The organism is Shewanella sp. SW32 (assembly GCF_025653365.1).
In the GTDB taxonomy this organism is placed as follows: Bacteria; Pseudomonadota; Gammaproteobacteria; order Enterobacterales; family Shewanellaceae; genus Shewanella; species Shewanella oncorhynchi.
This window is the reverse complement of record NZ_JAKKSJ010000005.1, coordinates 101,658-115,316: the sequence shown is the minus strand read 5'-3', so window position 1 is coordinate 115,316 and position 13,659 is coordinate 101,658. Positions and strand designations below refer to the sequence as shown.

At 45.6% G+C, this 13,659-nt stretch carries 11 protein-coding genes; 6 read left to right on the top strand and 5 right to left on the bottom strand.

The genetic code is table 11. The annotated features are described in order from the left end of the window. Positions 1–23: 23 nt before the first annotated feature. Positions 24–3,248 (top strand): EAL domain-containing protein, encoded by a 3,225-nt coding sequence (locus L5M28_RS04255; protein WP_263202593.1) that lies wholly within the window; start codon positions 24–26, stop codon positions 3,246–3,248. Between the two features lie 72 nt (positions 3,249–3,320). On the opposite strand, the gene ftnA is transcribed toward L5M28_RS04255, so the two are convergent. Then, entirely contained in the window at positions 3,321–3,857 is a 537-nt protein-coding gene (gene ftnA, locus L5M28_RS04250) for a non-heme ferritin (RefSeq protein ID WP_105250975.1), read from the bottom strand. A gap of 349 nt (positions 3,858–4,206) precedes the next feature. Between ftnA and glp the strand changes: the two genes are divergently transcribed. The 4 genes from glp (at position 4,207) to L5M28_RS04230 (ending at position 7,295) form a co-directional block, all read left to right on the top strand. After that, positions 4,207–5,460 carry a gephyrin-like molybdotransferase Glp gene (glp, locus tag L5M28_RS04245; protein ID WP_219254633.1) on the top strand — a complete coding sequence of 418 codons (1,254 nt, stop codon included), beginning with the start codon at positions 4,207–4,209 and terminating at the stop codon, positions 5,458–5,460. 10 nt (positions 5,461–5,470) lie between these two features. After that, complete coding sequence (gene moeB / locus L5M28_RS04240) at positions 5,471–6,241, top strand: molybdopterin-synthase adenylyltransferase MoeB (protein ID WP_263202591.1); 771 nt, start codon at positions 5,471–5,473, stop codon at positions 6,239–6,241. 128 nt (positions 6,242–6,369) lie between these two features. Then, the gene (locus L5M28_RS04235; protein WP_168826929.1) at positions 6,370–7,032 is read left to right on the top strand and encodes a Bax inhibitor-1 family protein; all 663 of its coding nucleotides are present in this window, start codon (positions 6,370–6,372) and stop codon (positions 7,030–7,032) included. A 17-nt stretch (positions 7,033–7,049) separates the two neighbouring features. Continuing rightward, complete coding sequence (locus L5M28_RS04230; protein ID WP_113941266.1) at positions 7,050–7,295, top strand: DUF333 domain-containing protein; 246 nt, start codon at positions 7,050–7,052, stop codon at positions 7,293–7,295. 86 nt (positions 7,296–7,381) lie between these two features. Here L5M28_RS04230 and rlmF read toward each other — a convergent pair whose 3' ends face one another. Together rlmF and L5M28_RS04220 are read right to left on the bottom strand one after the other, a co-directional pair. Next, positions 7,382–8,482, bottom strand: coding sequence for a 23S rRNA (adenine(1618)-N(6))-methyltransferase RlmF (rlmF, locus tag L5M28_RS04225; protein ID WP_263202589.1), 1,101 nt, complete (start codon positions 8,480–8,482; stop codon positions 7,382–7,384). Positions 8,483–8,540: 58 nt separating this feature from the next. After that, positions 8,541–8,969 carry a flagellar basal body-associated protein FliL gene (locus L5M28_RS04220; RefSeq protein WP_105250969.1) on the bottom strand — a complete coding sequence of 143 codons (429 nt, stop codon included), beginning with the start codon at positions 8,967–8,969 and terminating at the stop codon, positions 8,541–8,543. A 222-nt stretch (positions 8,970–9,191) separates the two neighbouring features. Between L5M28_RS04220 and L5M28_RS04215 the strand changes: the two genes are divergently transcribed. Continuing rightward, positions 9,192–9,755, top strand: coding sequence for a chorismate--pyruvate lyase family protein (locus tag L5M28_RS04215; protein WP_212600815.1), 564 nt, complete (start codon positions 9,192–9,194; stop codon positions 9,753–9,755). A gap of 117 nt (positions 9,756–9,872) precedes the next feature. Here the strand turns inward: L5M28_RS04215 and L5M28_RS04210 are convergent, their stop codons facing one another. Together L5M28_RS04210 and L5M28_RS04205 are read right to left on the bottom strand one after the other, a co-directional pair. Beyond that, a complete protein-coding gene (locus L5M28_RS04210; RefSeq protein WP_263202588.1) occupies positions 9,873–12,467 on the bottom strand; it encodes an immune inhibitor A domain-containing protein in 2,595 nt (864 codons plus the stop codon). Positions 12,468–12,785: 318 nt separating this feature from the next. Further along, the gene (locus L5M28_RS04205; RefSeq protein ID WP_263202586.1) at positions 12,786–13,379 is read right to left on the bottom strand and encodes a YhgN family NAAT transporter; all 594 of its coding nucleotides are present in this window, start codon (positions 13,377–13,379) and stop codon (positions 12,786–12,788) included. Positions 13,380–13,659: the final 280 nt, after the last annotated feature.

Sequence of the window (13,659 nt, the reverse complement as noted above, 5' to 3'; positions counted from 1 at the left end):
GCGAACGAGTGGAGTGATCTTTAATGCCGTCAGCGCTACACCATCTCAGTTTGAAGCAAAAGCTCATTCTGTTTTCGTTAGTCCCATTATTAATGATGAGCTTTTTCATTCTGACGCGCATGCATGACTTGATAAAGGAATCACACTCAGCCAAGCACAATCATCTTGCGGTACAAACGACGGTACAAATCACTGAGCTACTCTATCAGTTGCAAAACGAATATGGTCTAAGTACAAATCAGCGACCAACCGATGAAGTGCTATTACAGCAACAAGCGACTAGGTCAAAAGCACTCGATGCATTACTGAACAGTGAGCCTTTAGAGCATCTTCTGGAGGCGCTCGACCCTAAAAGTATTGAAGCAAACAAAATGAACGCATTGTTGGATGCGCTCAAACTCACAGGCAACAAACTCGCTAACGTTCACCAAAACCACACAGACGAAACACTGAGTCAGTTTACGGAACTCTATAATCAATTCCACACTCAGCTTTTACAGCTCATCCAGTTATTACAGTTACAAACCAATGAAATCAGTCAGTCCCGTGCCTATACCGATCTATTGAACCTGCTTATGGTGCAGGAGTTGGCCGTAAAAGAACGAAGTGCCATCAATCAATTACTGCTCAGCAAGTCACTCAATATTAATGATTACCGCACCATAATCTCCTTTATGTATGAATATGAGCGAGCCGTGATGCACGCGAGTAATGCATCAATTTCCGATAGAAGGTCCTTACTGCAAAACCTACAAGATTCGCCAGAAAATCAACGCATTCTGCAAATCAGCAAGCAAATTGAACAACAAACTCGCATTAGCGCTCTGGCACAAAATATTAATGCCTACTTAGGTTACGGTGGCTTAATGGGCAGTTTTCAGGACTATTTGCTTAAGGGCGATGATATTTCACTGCAAAAATTTAATGCTGCACTTGCGACGATTCAGCTTAATTTGGATGAACTCAATCATGAGACTCGTTCTCTACCCGAATTTAAGGCAGCGCTGAAAACCATTGAGGACAGCATAGATCAACACCAGTTCAGCATGGTCAAGTTGCAGCAACTGAAGCAGCAAGGTTTGCCGATGACGGAGATCAAAGCCATCGCGCAAGTCCCTGCCAGCGAGGACAAATTAAGCCAAGCGATGAGCCAACTATTAATGCCGCCACATCCAATTGATAGCCAGGAGTGGTGGGATCTCACCACTCAGCGTATCAATCAACTACATTTGCTAGCGCAAAATATCACCAAGAACATGGCGCAGCAGAGCGAATATCAACAAAACCACACCTTAATCTTACTCGGCTTATACTTGTTCTCGGCTTTGTTCACCGCGACCATCACACTTTGGCTTGGACAAAAGATCATCCGCAATTTTATGGATAAGATCACTAAGATTGCCAATGACATGCAGCAAATGGCAGCAGATCCACAGCTCAATATTAATATCCAAGTCTCAGGCACAGATGAACTCGCTCGCATGGCCCGTGCCATGAACCGTATGATTAGCGAACGGCAAAAAGCAAACCATGCCCTAAGCCGCGCTGCAGCTGTGTTTGACTATTCTGCCGAAGGCATAATGGTGACAGATGCCGACAACCATATTGAACTGGTCAACCCCGCTTTTTGCCACATTACGGGCTATTCATTGGAAGAAGTGAAAGGCCGCAGCCCCTCCCTACTCAGCTCTAGCCGTCATCCTAAGCACTTTTATACCGCCATGTGGGAGTCACTACAAAAAGAAGGGAAATGGGAGGGTGAAGTTTGGAATAAACGCAAAGATGGCCAAGTGTATCCCGAGTATCTAGCGATTACTGTGGTGCGAAATGAGCAAGGTAAAATAATCCAACATATTGGTTTATTTATGGATATCAGTAAGCGTAAGCAATATGAGCAGGATCTTTGGTATCAGGCCAACTTCGATGGATTAACTGGGCTGCCTAATCGTAAGCTGTTCAATGAACGACTGCAGCACGAAATCCATGTGGCACAGCATGACTCTCGCAAGCTGGCTATCTTGCTGATTGATTTGGATCAATTCAAATATATCAATGATGTACAAGGCCATGCCACTGGAGACTTATTACTTAAAGATGTCGCAAAGCGCTTAGAAGGCATTGCGGGGAAAACCGATTTTATCGCACGTATCGGTGGCGACGAGTTTGTGCTTATCTTGCCACGACTGACTAACGAACTCGCCATCGAACACATGGCAACCCGAATCATTGAAACCTTAGGTATGCCATTTAACTTAAATGACCGCGAGATCCAGATTTCGGCCAGCTTTGGTATTGGCGTCTATCCCGAAGATGGGTTAGATACCGGCTCACTCACCCGCAATACCGAAACCGCCATGTATCAAGCCAAAGACGCAGGGCGGAACAATTTTAAATACTTCACCGCGGGTATGAATCAAGCCATGTTCGCCCGGATGGAGTTAGAACAACGCCTACGCCGTGCCGTGGCACAAAATGAATTTGCCCTGCATTATCAACCTATCGTGGATATGCAAACCGGAAGTGTCTGCAGCGTCGAAGCCCTTATCCGCTGGCAAGATCCCGAGCTTGGGTTGATCCCGCCGGATCAATTTATCCCATTAGCCGAAGAAACCGGGCTGATAGAGCCTATGGGCGAATGGGTGCTCAACCAAGCCATGCATGATCTGAGGCAATGGCAGAAAAGTGGCTTAAATATCAATGTCGCGATTAATGTTTCCAGCCGCCAATGTATCAATACACGCGGTATGGGATTCGACCAAGTGTTGCAGGAGTGCTTCAACCGCCACCACGTCAACCCACGAAATGTGCATATTGAGATCACTGAAAGCATGCTGATGGGCGATGCCAGCCATTGCTTGAGCACGCTCGAGTCTATTCGTCATTTAGGCTCGCAAATCTATATCGATGACTTTGGTACGGGTTATTCTTCCCTGAGTTATCTGAAAAAATTCCCGATTTCAGTGATTAAAATCGACCGCAGCTTTGTGGAAAATGCCCTCGAAAATAACTCGAACGCCAACTTAGTCAAAGCGATTGTCATGATGGGGCAAAGCCTAGAAATGGAGTTAGTTGCTGAAGGCATAGAAACCGAAGCACAGTGGCACTTCCTACGAGATTTAGGTTGTCACTTCGCTCAAGGGTATTTGATCTCCAAGCCGCTCCCCTTCAATGAAATCACTCCCTTGCTACGCATCAAGCACACAGCACTGTTGAATGATGGCTATCAAGATAAATGCGTGAATATCTAAGCTTATAAAAAATAAAACAATAAAGAGCAAAAAAGCAGCCTAGGCTGCTTTTTTGTGGCAAATAAAACGGGTTTAAGCCTGTGGTTGGCCTTGACCGTTCATTATGCTTTCGCCCCCCTTAGAGGCTAGCTTAGCTAAATCTTTATCTATAAAGAACAGTGCCTTACCATCTTCGCCCACTAAACGTATCTTATCGACAATCGACTTAAACAGCTTTTCTTCTTCGTGCTGCTCAGCGACATACCATTGTAAGAAGTTAAAGGTTGAGTAATCTTGATTCGAAAATGCGGCATGGGCCAAGGCATTGATCTGACGGGTAATCAGCTGCTCATGCTCATAGGTTAATTCAAACAACGCCAGTAAAGAATCGAACTGTGACTGTGGCGCCGCAATCGCACCTAACAAAGGTAAGCCACCGGTTTCGCTCACATACGTGAACAGACGACGCATATGGCCCATTTCTTCATCCGCGTGCTCACGCATAAACTTAGCTGCGCCTTCAAATCCCTGATCTTCACACCACGCACTCATTTGCAGGTATAAATTTGAGGAGAAGAACTCCATATTAATTTGTTCATTCAACTTTTCGATCATAGTTGCAGACAGCATAGTAAATCCTCTTTTGCATTCGAACTGAATCATGGGGGACATTGTCATCAAGGGGGTCGACAAAAGCAACAAAATTTACCTTTGGATTTCTTGCTAAGTTAATGATTCATTGATAAAAATGATTTTCATTTGTTCATCGACTCGCGTTCAACCCTCGAATTAGCGCAGTAAATTGTGTGACTTCTAGCGAGGTTATCGCCCAAAGTGGCAGAAAAAACTGACTGGCCTATCACAGAAACTCACATGCAAATCATAGCCATCCCAGATCACCGTGGCATAATAGCCAGTCATAATCAGGTGGAAATTCATTCAGCGTCATTACGACCCATTGCATATAAGGCAGACCCTAATGTCCGTAACAGCCGATCCTTGTTCGCAACCTAGCTTAATGCATCCAGATCAAGCTATTCCCCTTTTGCTCGAGCAAGTTAGCCCAGTGTCAGACACCGAAGTCGTATTGCTTCCCCATGCCCTTGGCCGCGTCCTAGCAGAAGATTTAGCTTCCTGCATCGACCTGCCGCCCTTTAACAACTCCTCTATGGACGGCTACGCCTTCCGTTTTGTCGACTTAAATACGCAAACCAATCAGACCGCATTGCGCCTTATCGGCAGTTCCTTCGCTGGCCATGGTTTTAAAGGTGAAGCCAAACCTAATACCTGCGTGCGGATCATGACAGGCGCGCCTGTGCCTACAGGTTATGACACAGTGCAAATGCAGGAAGAAGCCGAGGTTGAAGGTGAGATTATTCATATCCGCCATCCTAGGGCGCAAGGCGCCAATGTGCGTTGCCGCGGTGAAGAACTCACCCAAGGCACTAAAGTACTCAGTGCAGGCATTCAAATTGGTGCCGCCGAACTCGGGGTGTTGGCCACGATTGGCGTTAGCCAAGTGCGAGTTTACCGTCAGCTTAAAGTGGCCTTTTTCTCCACAGGCGATGAACTGCGTCCCGTTGGCAGCGAATTAGCCCTAGGACAAATTTACGATTCAAACCGTTACTCGATCCAAGGCTTACTCAGCCGCGCTAATGTGGAATGGCTCGATTTAGGCGTAATAGCCGATGATCCTGAAGCCATACGTCAGGCATTTCGCAATGCCGCTAGCCAAGCCGACATGGTATTAACCTCGGGTGGCGTGTCGGTCGGTGAAGCAGATTTCACTAAACAAATTCTTGATGAGGAAGGCAAAATTACCTTCTGGAAACTCGCCATCAAACCAGGCAAGCCCTTTGCCATGGGCCGTATCGGCAAAGCAATATTCTGTGGTTTACCGGGGAATCCCGTATCTTCTATGGTGACGTTTTACAAACTCGTTTGGCCAATACTGAACAAGATGCAGGGCTTAACCCCAGTTGCACCTTTGATGTTAGACGCTACGCTCACCACGCCTGTACGTAAACAACCGGGCCGCGTCGAATATCAACGGGGCGTTTTAAGCCGTAATGCACAAGGTAAACTTGAAGTTGCCATTACTGGTAGCCAAGGTTCTGGCATGTTGACTTCGATGAGCTTAGCAAACTGTTTCGTTTTATTGGAGCAATTCCAAGGTGATACTCCCGCTGGCACCCAAGTGACTGTCGAGCCATTTAACAGCGTGCTTTGCTAGGAAAATCCCAATGAATGTGCCAAAAGATATTCTCAGCGACAGCGAACTCTTAAGATACAGCCGCCAAATATCCATCAAGGCTATGGATATCGACGGTCAAGAACGCTTAAAACAAGCCAAAGTGCTCATGATAGGCGCTGGCGGTTTGGGCTGTGCCGCCAGCCAGTACCTCACGGTTGCGGGTATTGGTGAGCTGACACTGGTCGATTTTGATACAGTTGAATTATCCAACCTGCAGCGCCAAGTGCTGCATCAAGATACCAATGTCGGCCAGCCTAAAGTCGAATCAGCTAAACAGAGCCTCATGCAGCTCAATCCCTTTATTAAGATCAACATTATCAATGCAGTATTAGATGATCATGAGATTGACGCCCTAGTCGCCGATCACGGCCTAGTGCTCGACTGTACCGATAATGTCAGTGTGCGCGAGCAACTTAATCTCAGCTGTTTTAAGTATAAAGTACCCTTAGTGTCTGCCGCGGCAATTCGGATGGAAGGCATGGTCACTGTGTTCAATTATCACAGCGAAACGCCTTGTTATCATTGCTTTAGCGCCCTATTTGGCGAGCAACAACTGAGCTGCGTTGAATCGGGCATCCTAGCACCCGTGGTAGGTATGATAGGTTGTTTGCAGGCAGTTGAAGCCATCAAAGTGATTACTGGCATGGGTAAAACCTTAGCAGGACGCATTTTGATGATCGATGCAATGACGATGGAGTTTCGCGAGATGAAGTTACCGAAACAAGCCCGCTGCAGTGTTTGTGGTACTAAAGAGGCTTAGGTTGTTCTCGCTTGAAAAACGGCTTTATTTACACTAGCTTAATTGCCACCGCTTAATTTGCCGTCATATAGCTCAACACTGATGACGCTTAATGGCCCGTTAAAATAAGGAAATCATAAGGAAAACATATGGATTCGGAAAACAGTGTATTTGACCGCATGACCACAGACGACCCCATAGTTGGCGCAGGTATTTACAACCTCGTTATCGGCCTCACGCTGATTTGGGGTTTTGCCGTTAACTATTGGATGGTCACCAATATCGACCCAGAGGCGATTGCCAGTGTTAATCCTTGGATTTTCTTTATCGGCTATTTCGCCTCCTGTTTCTTTGGGATTTATCTGTTCCAAAAATCGACTAACCCCGTTGTCAGTTTTATTGGCTACAACTTTGTGGTCGTGCCCTTCGGCTTAATAATCAATATGGTGGTCAGTCAATACGATCCCGAATTGGTGACTGAGGCCATTCGTATCACAGGGCTAGTGACCATAGCTATGATGTGTTTAGGCACACTCTTCCCCGCCTTTTTCCAAAAAATTTCCGGTGCACTCACGATTGCTTTATTGCTCGTTATCGTCGTCGAACTGATTGAAGTGTTTATCTTTAATACTCACCACGGCATTTTAGATTGGATAGTCGTGCTGATTTTCTGCGGTTATATTGGTTATGACTGGGGACGGGCGAATCAAATCCCTAAAACCATAGATAATGCCATCGATAGCGCCGCCGCTTTGTATATGGATATCATCAACTTGTTTCTACGGATCCTGCGGATTTTAGGGCGAAAATAACTCACCAAGGAGTGTCTATGAAAATCAAATTCCTGCTTGTTACTGCTCCACTTCTGGCGAGTCTGGTATTAGTCGGATGCAGTGATACTGAACAAGTAAAAATAGCCAACCCCGCCTCTGAGTATTGTGTCTCCATTGGTGGCAAATTAACAATTGAGAAAACCGCTGAAGGTGAACATGGGATCTGCACCTTACCCAGCGGTGAAGCAATTGAAGAGTGGGCGTTATTCCGTCGCGATCATAAGGAAGAAAAGCCACAGTAACAGTGGCTATTTTTACTTTTAATAAAAACAGGCGCCATTAGCGCCTGTTTTGTTAGCAGTACTTAATTGGGTCATACCCAACAGTCTTAACAGGCTAAGTGTTCACTGCGCCAGATTTTGCGCTTAGCTGCTGACTGGAAGCTCCACGCTAAAACCCGCGTAATTTTATTACCCTGCTGCATCTCAATCGTTTTCACAGTATCGACTTTCAACTGCGCTAAGGCTTGATAACAAGGTTTCAGGTTTTCCTTCTTCGACACTAGACTGCTAAACCATAAGCATTGATCTGCAAACATTTGACTCTCACGGATCATAGTCGCTAAAAACTGTCGTTCGCCACCTTGGCACCAAAGCTCAGCCGCTTGACCGCCGAAATTCAGCTTAGGTGCAACCTTTACCAAGCCACCCCGATTGAGCTGCAGATTATTCACCTTACGCTTTGTACCTTCGCTCGCCTCAGCCATAGAAGCATGAAATGGCGGATTGCACAGGGTTAACGCAAAACATTCTCCGGCTTGAATGATTCCCTTGAAGACCGCCTTGTCATTTGGCTGTAATCGTAAACTTATCTGCCCTTGCAGCACTGGGTTTTGCTCAATAATACTCTGCACATTACTGAGTGAATGGGCATTAATATCCGAGGCGACAAATTGCCAACCGTATACTTGGCAACCCAATATGGGATAAATACCGTTCGCGCCAGTGCCGATATCTAATACCCTAGTTTTATCCAAAGCAAATACATCATCGCCTTCGGCTAGAAGGTCTGCTAAATAATGTAAATAATCGACTCGACCGGGAATAGGAGGACATAACGCTCCATCAGGAATATCCCAAGATTCAATCCCATAATGGTGTTTCAGTAGCGCCGCATTAAGGATTTTAACTGCTAACGGATCGGCAAAATCGACCGATAAAGCCCCATAAGGCGTGGGTCGAACAAAGGCTTTTAGCTTAGGGAATGAACTCATCAGCGCCGGAAAATCATAGCCGTTCAAGTGTACATTTCGAGGATGCAAAGCTTTTTTGATCTCAGCACTAGGCCTGTTTTTGACCGACTTCACTTTGCCTTTCACCTCAGTTCTAGCCTGCTTTGGTGCTTTAGTTTTTGCATGACCAATGTTGGCTGTACTCGTTAGGCGTTTCGCAGTCACTAATTGGACGGGTTTAACGGCAGGTTTTGACATAATAGCTCTTGTAACGCAGTGGGCCGACCTAAGTCAGCCCATAGAGTGAGGCAGTAAATTAATCGTACAGATAAGAGGTAAACAATAAGTTTACGATCAAGGGTTTACCAGCTTCTTTGGTGATCAAATTGTTAACCATTTCAAAGCACTCACGACGAATCTCTTCACGACCCGTGAGTGACTTAATCTTCTCTTCCGATTGATTGCCTAACACTTCAACAATTGCGGCTCGCAATAATGGATTATGGAGCTCAATTGTCACTAGATCATCTGGACTCTTTACCATTAACTCAACGCTAATCTTCACAAAACCCAATTTCTTGCGATTAGAAATGTAGTTAGTGACAATTTCGGGTTCGAAACCATAGTAGGCATACTCACCCGTTGGTGGGGTTGCTGCTGCAGGTGCAGCTTCTTTTTCATCGGCCGCATAAACACTGAAAACACTTGTAAACAGGATAAGACAGACTGAGAGTAATTTTTTCATAGCGACTTACGGCCCCTAAAACAATAATGGTAATGGAAGAAACTTCCCAATCTATATAGCCAAACAACCTGAAGATGCAGTATCCGTATCTGGAAGTAGCTTGGGTATATACCCAAACAACCTGAAGATGCAGTGTCCGTATCTGGAAGTAGCTTGGGTATATATGCTCGCGTCGCGACATGCTAGACTGCCGACGTTTGTTTATATTGTAACGAGTATTTAATGAATGTGACTAGCTTAAGCTTTCCCTATGGTGAATCTATTCAGTGGTTTTCAGCCGATCTAGCCGACAAACTCCCCAAATCGCCCTTGAAAGAATGGTTGCTTGCCACTGGCAGCCTAACGCAAAAACTCAAAACTTGCTGTGCTCAATTTGAAGTAAAGGTACTAGGCGAAGGACTGCATGCTCCCTTAGAGGGCGAATATCCCCAGCAAGGTGCTGTATGGATCCGTGAAGTCTTGCTTTGCCTCGACTCGATACCTTGGGTATTTGCCAGAACCTTGATCCCTGAAAAATTAATGGCCGAGCGCAAAATGGATTTCCTTAGTTTGGGTACTCGCCCCTTAGGTGAATTACTGTTTAGCCAAGATAACTTCATCCCCGGTAGAATCGAAGTTGCCAGTTTCGAAACCTGTAGTCGCCTCGCCCACTTAGCTGAAAGTTTAGATCAAAGTGTCGAACATGCACTCTGGGGACGCCGCCGCTATTTCCATCACGGTGAGCATGAAATGATCGTCAGCGAAATCTTTCTGCCAGCGGCCGAGCAAGCTATCCGTCAGTTGTAAACTTTAGACTTCATCCAAAGCTTAGTCAGAATTTAGCCTCAAGACAGATAAAAAATGCCTCTAGATCAGAGGCATTTTTGTTCGGATTTCAAACAATCAACTTAGTGGACATTTAACTTAGTGCACATTTAACTGGCGGCGCCAAGTCAATAAGCTAAGGAAGGCAAGGCTTAACCAACCTAAGCTGCCGCCACCTGAACCCTCACTGGCCGGCGGAGTTACTGGAGGCGTAACAGGTGCAACAACCGTTACCGTCGAACTGCTAATCGCCTTAGTATTTTGCGCATCTGTCACTGTAAGCTTCACCGTATAAGTGCCCGCCTTCGCATAGGTATGGGTTGGCGAAGCCGCTGTACTTGTCGTGCCATCACCCAAATCCCAAGCGTAGGTTAATACTCCCATACCACCATCAACGTTACTGGTGAAGTTCACCGCTAATTGACTAACTGTCTTACCAAAACTGACAGTTAACGGCGCTATAGCATCAGAGTTCGCATTCGCAAGACGAATAACCGCAGTGCTGTTATTACTGGCTTGCGATAGTACCTGCATTGTCAACCCTAGCTGCTGCAACACCATACCTGACTGTGGCTGTAGTGGCGCGCTGTAGTAATCAAAACTATCATCGAACAGGCTGACAGCATCGCGATGATTATCCTCCAAATAGAAGGTTTGATTTACTGTGCTAAAGGCTGCATCACGAATTTGTACGTCGGTCGAGCGAGTGCCAATCATGTTTGGGTCAGCATCAATCACACCAATCAAGCTATGGCCAGGATGGTCTGAAACGTTATTGTCTCTGTAACCCAAATTTTCTAACCAGAGTAAAACTCCGGGATCAAAACTTGCGGCTTTTAAGCCAGCATCGACACCATTATGGCTACGCAGCTGGATAATATAACGAGACTGAGATTTTGGATCCGGACGAGAATCCTTAATCCGGCTATAGCCGTAAAACGTCATTTTATCCGCGACTTCAGCGTTATCACTATATAACTCAGTGGTATTTTGTTTAACGCTGATGTTATCAATAGTGATCCCTGACTTAGAGGTAAAATCATCGGTGACATAGTTGATCTCGACAGCAACAGATTTTCCAGAATATGCCGATAAATCATATTCTAATGTTACCCAAGCATCGCGACCTTCCGCCTGAGCAAGCGCAGACGATTCACCAGTGATGATATGACGAGCACTATTCATTGCATTGTTCGACTTAGTGTAATTACCCGCAATGGCCGCACCATCCACTTTCACCTGCATGTAATCAAAGTCAGGCTCAATACTCCAACTGGCCTTCATACTCAGAATCAGTTTATCTGTGGTTACGGCAGGTAATTTAACATTAAAATTCATGCTGTTGTTCAGCATATTTCCTTGGCCAGAATAGTACTGATAACTGCCCTGATAAGGTGTTTTAACATAAATTAGCGTTGGAGGGAGCGGAATAGAAATCTGATTAACCGCCTGCTGATTAACCGCCTCATTCAACGTCACTTCCATGCCTGATTTAGGAATACTATCTAAGGTGATTTCACGTTCATTCAACCACTTACCTTTATATCTTTCCTGTAAGTAAGAACGCGCATAAGGGCTAAAACCACTCGGCTGAGCGCCAGGAATAGCACCAGCCCAACTACCACCAGACATTAAAGACCATAGCCCCACAGGCGAGCCGTCTTTCTTATCATTTTCAGAGGTATCGTACTCATCAGGCAGACCTAGATCATGGCCAAACTCGTGGGTACACACGCCCGTTGCCGCATCGATAGGCTGGATTGTATAACCGAATACTTTTTTGTTCGTGCCAGGAAGCGCATAACCATTGGTTGCTTGGTCGACATAATATCGATGCGACCATATCGCACTCGATCCTAGTTTTCCGCCGCCGACCTCTTCGCCTACGCTAGAGTGGAAAATCATCACATGGTCGATAATGCCATCGGGCTCATCGTAATTACCGTTATTGTTCAAATCATTTTGATCTTCAATATCATAGCTAGCCAGCTCTGCTTCAGACATATTTGCAACAGCTTGAGATACGGCTTCTTTTACCAATTGTTCGACCTGTGAATCACTACGGGTATCTGGATCATTAACACCATAGTATTCAGCATTTTGCGAGGCGGTATACCAGCCCTTCACATCCCCAGTAAAGGAGAAGGTTTGCCCAGAAACCGCTTGATAATATTGATACCCCGAATCTAACGTCTGCCCCTGTGGACCTTTGAAGCCCGTAGGCGAAAAGAGTAATTCCTTGTAGTGGGACGCAGGATAACTCGGGTAATACATGTCTGTATCCCCCGCTTTTAAGCCATTGTCATCATGTTTTAGATCAGCAAAATCCACTAATACTGTGAGCACTTTAACGGTTTTCTTTACATCCGCATCGGCCTGTAAACGCTGTGCAGGTGAGCGCATCATTTGCGATGATTTAGCTCTTTGTAGACGCGCATGTTCAGCTTCAACTTCGATGCGCGGCGCTTTAGGTTGTGCCAAAGTGGCGCGATGAATATAAGCTTCTATCGCCTCCTGCTTTACGCTATCACTGGCATCGGCGGCCACTTCGCCACGCTTAATCAACCAATATAAAATTCGATCTTTATTAATCACACCCGCATCTGCAGGCGTATGATTCGGAGCTGCAATACTCGCGCCGCTAATCAATGCCAACATCAGTCCAAACGCTGTTACGCCTTTTGTACTTCGCATTTTTAACATCCTTCTGTAACAGCCAACGCCATTCTATTTATTAAGACTAGTGTCTCTTTGTATTAAGACAAATTACCTTTAATGAGTAACCTACTCAGGGTTTATCCGTCTTCAAGTGATAGAGACAGAGTTTTCGACATTAGCAGCACTGCACCTCAGTAACAACTTGATACACCTGTTCGCAGGTAAGATTTGCACTTTTGTCAGCAAACATTCAGCAAACCTCTGTGCTGACTCAATTCCAAACCAAATCTCAGCCATAAAAAAAACCGCATTAACAACGTTAATACGGTTTCGTTTTGATCAAACTAGATAAAGTTAGGCAGCGGTTTTCAGATAGTTTGAAATACCGTCGAGGAACATTTGCACTGAGATCATGACCAGCACCATACCCATCAAACGCTCGACTGCTGTGAGCCCCTTTTCCCCCAGCACACGGGTGAAAAGTTTATAAAACATTAAGATCACCGCACTCGCCCCCCAAGCTGACACTAACGCTATGGTCCAATCGCCCATACGTGAGCTATCGGTATGCGCCAGTAAAATCAAGGCTGCAAGAATCGATGGGCCAGCCATCAAGGGAATAGCCATAGGCACGATAAAAGGCTCTTCTCCCGCGGCTAATCCAACGACACCACCGGGTTGTGGGAAGATCATTTTAATCGCGATCAAAAACAGAATAATACCGCCTGCAATACTCACAGATTCGGAACGAAGATTTAAGAAACTTAAAATGGCTTCACCCGCATAAAGAAAAGACAGCATGATCACTAAGGCGAAAAGTAATTCGCGGATCAGTACCTTACGACGTTTCTTGGGATCGATATGCCGCAGAATCGACGCGAAAATCGGCAAATTACCCAAAGGGTCCATGATCAGAAACAACATTACCGCAGCAGAAAATATATCCATTTAACGTATCAACACCCAAGCCAACATAAGCCGATATTATATACCCAAACAACCTGAAGATGCAGGATTCAGCGGGAATGTAACGCACTTTAGGCAAGGCCCTTTATTGCTCCTGCATAAATGGCATTCACGCCATCCATGGCGATTGCGGTTATTTGCGGACCTAGTGGGCTAAGTTAAAAATAACCAACACGGCATAAAGTACGTTACAACCCGCCGGAACGGAGCGCCTAGGGAGCTCCACTTCCGTGTTGCAACAATTCAAAAGGTGGCCGACATT

Excerpts from the sequence above, each read along its gene's own strand:
- L5M28_RS04255 (WP_263202593.1), top strand. The coding sequence starts at position 24 with ATGCCGTCAGCGCTACACCATCTCAGTTTGAAGCAAAAGCTCATTCTG.
- ftnA (WP_105250975.1), bottom strand. The coding sequence starts at position 3,857 with ATGCTGTCTGCAACTATGATCGAAAAGTTGAATGAACAAATTAATATG.
- glp (WP_219254633.1), top strand. The coding sequence starts at position 4,207 with ATGTCCGTAACAGCCGATCCTTGTTCGCAACCTAGCTTAATGCATCCA.
- moeB (WP_263202591.1), top strand. The coding sequence starts at position 5,471 with ATGAATGTGCCAAAAGATATTCTCAGCGACAGCGAACTCTTAAGATAC.
- L5M28_RS04235 (WP_168826929.1), top strand. The coding sequence starts at position 6,370 with ATGGATTCGGAAAACAGTGTATTTGACCGCATGACCACAGACGACCCC.
- L5M28_RS04230 (WP_113941266.1), top strand. The coding sequence starts at position 7,050 with ATGAAAATCAAATTCCTGCTTGTTACTGCTCCACTTCTGGCGAGTCTG.
- rlmF (WP_263202589.1), bottom strand. The coding sequence starts at position 8,482 with ATGTCAAAACCTGCCGTTAAACCCGTCCAATTAGTGACTGCGAAACGC.
- L5M28_RS04220 (WP_105250969.1), bottom strand. The coding sequence starts at position 8,969 with ATGAAAAAATTACTCTCAGTCTGTCTTATCCTGTTTACAAGTGTTTTC.
- L5M28_RS04215 (WP_212600815.1), top strand. The coding sequence starts at position 9,192 with ATGAATGTGACTAGCTTAAGCTTTCCCTATGGTGAATCTATTCAGTGG.
- L5M28_RS04210 (WP_263202588.1), bottom strand. The coding sequence starts at position 12,467 with ATGCGAAGTACAAAAGGCGTAACAGCGTTTGGACTGATGTTGGCATTG.
- L5M28_RS04205 (WP_263202586.1), bottom strand. The coding sequence starts at position 13,379 with ATGGATATATTTTCTGCTGCGGTAATGTTGTTTCTGATCATGGACCCT.